Raw genomic sequence first — 1981 nt, 5'->3', positions numbered from 1 at the left:
CTTCGATGGCCTCACCCGCTACGACCCAGCGACGCAAACTTTGGAGCCGCACCTGGCCCACCACTGGGGGTGCTCGGACGACGGCCTGACGTGGACGTTTTACTTGCGCAAAGGGGTGCCGTTTCATCATGGCCGCACGCTGGACGCCAGTGACGTGCGCGCTAGCCTGGAGAGGGTGCAGCGGGGCGCGGCGTGGCTGCTACCGGAGCTGCTGGAGGTGCGCAGCGACCACCCGTACCGGGTCAGCTTGCGGCTCGCGCGCCCCGACGCCTTTTTGCCCCGGCGTCTCGCTGCGACCCAGGCGCTGATCGTGCCCAGAGACGTGCCGCCCGACCCTCAGCAACTGATCGGCACAGGCGCATTTCAGTGGCAGCCGCTTGAAGGCGGGGTACGCCTGAGCGCCTTCGACGCGCATTTCGCCGGACGGCCACTGATCGATGAGGTGGAGCTCTACCAGGTCGAGCCGCTCACTGAAGCGCCCACTCTGCATCTTGAGGGCGCCGCGCCGCAGAAGGTCGCCGAGTGGCAAGAAGAAACAGGCGTACATTTCCTGATCTGGAATGCGGGGCAACCGGCGGCGCACAGTGCGGCGCTGCGGGCCGCCGTGTTCGAACTGCACGATATTCGCCGCTTCTGGGAGGAGACACGCCAGCCCTGGCCGCTGCTGAGCGCGCAGTCGTTTTATCCCCGGCGCTCGCGGGACCGGCCCGCGCGGGTTCACTCGGACGAACGCGCCCGCTCGCTGCTGGCAGCCGCCGGCCCGCAGCCTCCCCTGCGGCTGTGGGTGCTTGACCGCGAAGATGCGGTGGCCGAGGCCCGCTGGCTCTCGCGCCGCGCCGCCGGGTTCGGCCTGGAGATCACCGTCGAGCTGTACGATCTGCACGACGAGGTGACCCGGGACACGCCCAGCGACCTCATGATGATGGGTGAGGTGAGCGGTCCCGACGAACAGCTCTCCTTCTGGACGGCGCTCAAGCAGCCCGAACTCTTTTTTCGTAAGCTGCTGCCCCGGGAGGTACTGGCCCAGGTAGACACTGAACTGGAGGAGTACCGCCTGGCCCAGACCTTTGCCGGTCGGGAAGCCGTCATTGACCGGGTCGAGGCATTGCTGCTCGAAGGGCACCACGTCCACCTGACCCACCACCGGGTGAAGCAGCGCACGGTACACCCCCTCCTGCGCGACGTGTGGCCCGACGCCTATGGGCGCATCAGTTTCCGGCGGCTGTGGGTGGGCGGCCCGGCTCAGGACTGAAGCTCTGGCGCCGCGCTGGGCGGCGGCCTCAGCGGCGGTGCGCCTTGCCGGTCTTCTTGCCAGCGCCCTCGTCCAGCGCCACGTCGAGACGCAGGTAAGCGCCCGGGCGGGTGTAGAGGCCAGCGCTCGGCAGGCCCTCGAAGCCCGCCAGATTGTAACCGGCACTCAGCCAGGTGCCGGGCAGGACCTGTACGCCCGCTTCCAGGCCGTAGCCGGGCAAAACCTGGCTGCTGGCGGGCTGAACGAGCGCCCGCGCCCAGCCGCCCACGCTGAAGCGGGCATTGAGTTCGGCGCGCAGGCCCAGCGAGGGCTGGTAGGTCAGGCTGCCGGGGTCGCTGAGCAGCGCGCGGGCGTCCACGCCGCCGCGGACGGTGAGGGCGCCCTGGCGGTACTCGGCGCTCACGCCGGCGCTGGCCTCGGGCCGCGAACCGCCCAGACTGCCACCCGCATAGCGGCCATAGCCCAGGCTGGAAAAGCCCGCGCTGCGGTAGGCATAGCCCACCCCGAATTTCAGGCCCTGACGCGCCCCGAGTTCCGCCGTGGCGTCGGCGCTCACATTCAGCCGTTCGCTCAAGTCGCCGCTGACACCGCCGCGCACCACCGCCTGAAGTTGGCCGCTGCGCCAGGCCAGGTCGCCTCCCAGGGTGGCCACGGCGCGCTCGCCCTGCCAGCGCAGGTCCGCGCCCGCTCCGAGTTCGCTTCCCCCACTTTGCAGGTCGTAGAGGGCAC

General features: G+C 69.9%; 2 protein-coding genes. One reads left to right on the top strand and one right to left on the bottom strand.

Annotated features, from left to right (window positions below; genetic code table 11):
- A partial coding sequence (locus T432_RS08950) for an ABC transporter substrate-binding protein (protein WP_028884782.1) occupies nt 1–1252 on the top strand: 1252 nt, incomplete at its 5' end.
- 28 nt (nt 1253–1280) lie between these two features.
- Here the strand turns inward: T432_RS08950 and T432_RS08945 are convergent.
- Nucleotides 1281–1981: hypothetical protein (locus T432_RS08945; RefSeq protein WP_211246943.1), on the bottom strand; the 701-nt coding region annotated here is incomplete at its 5' end.

The organism is Taylorella asinigenitalis ATCC 700933, assembly GCF_000687755.1.
Taxonomy (GTDB): Bacteria; Pseudomonadota; Gammaproteobacteria; order Burkholderiales; family Burkholderiaceae_B; genus Taylorella; species Taylorella asinigenitalis.
Note: the sequence above shows the minus strand (reverse complement) of the source record. Positions and strands in the feature narration are given on the sequence as shown.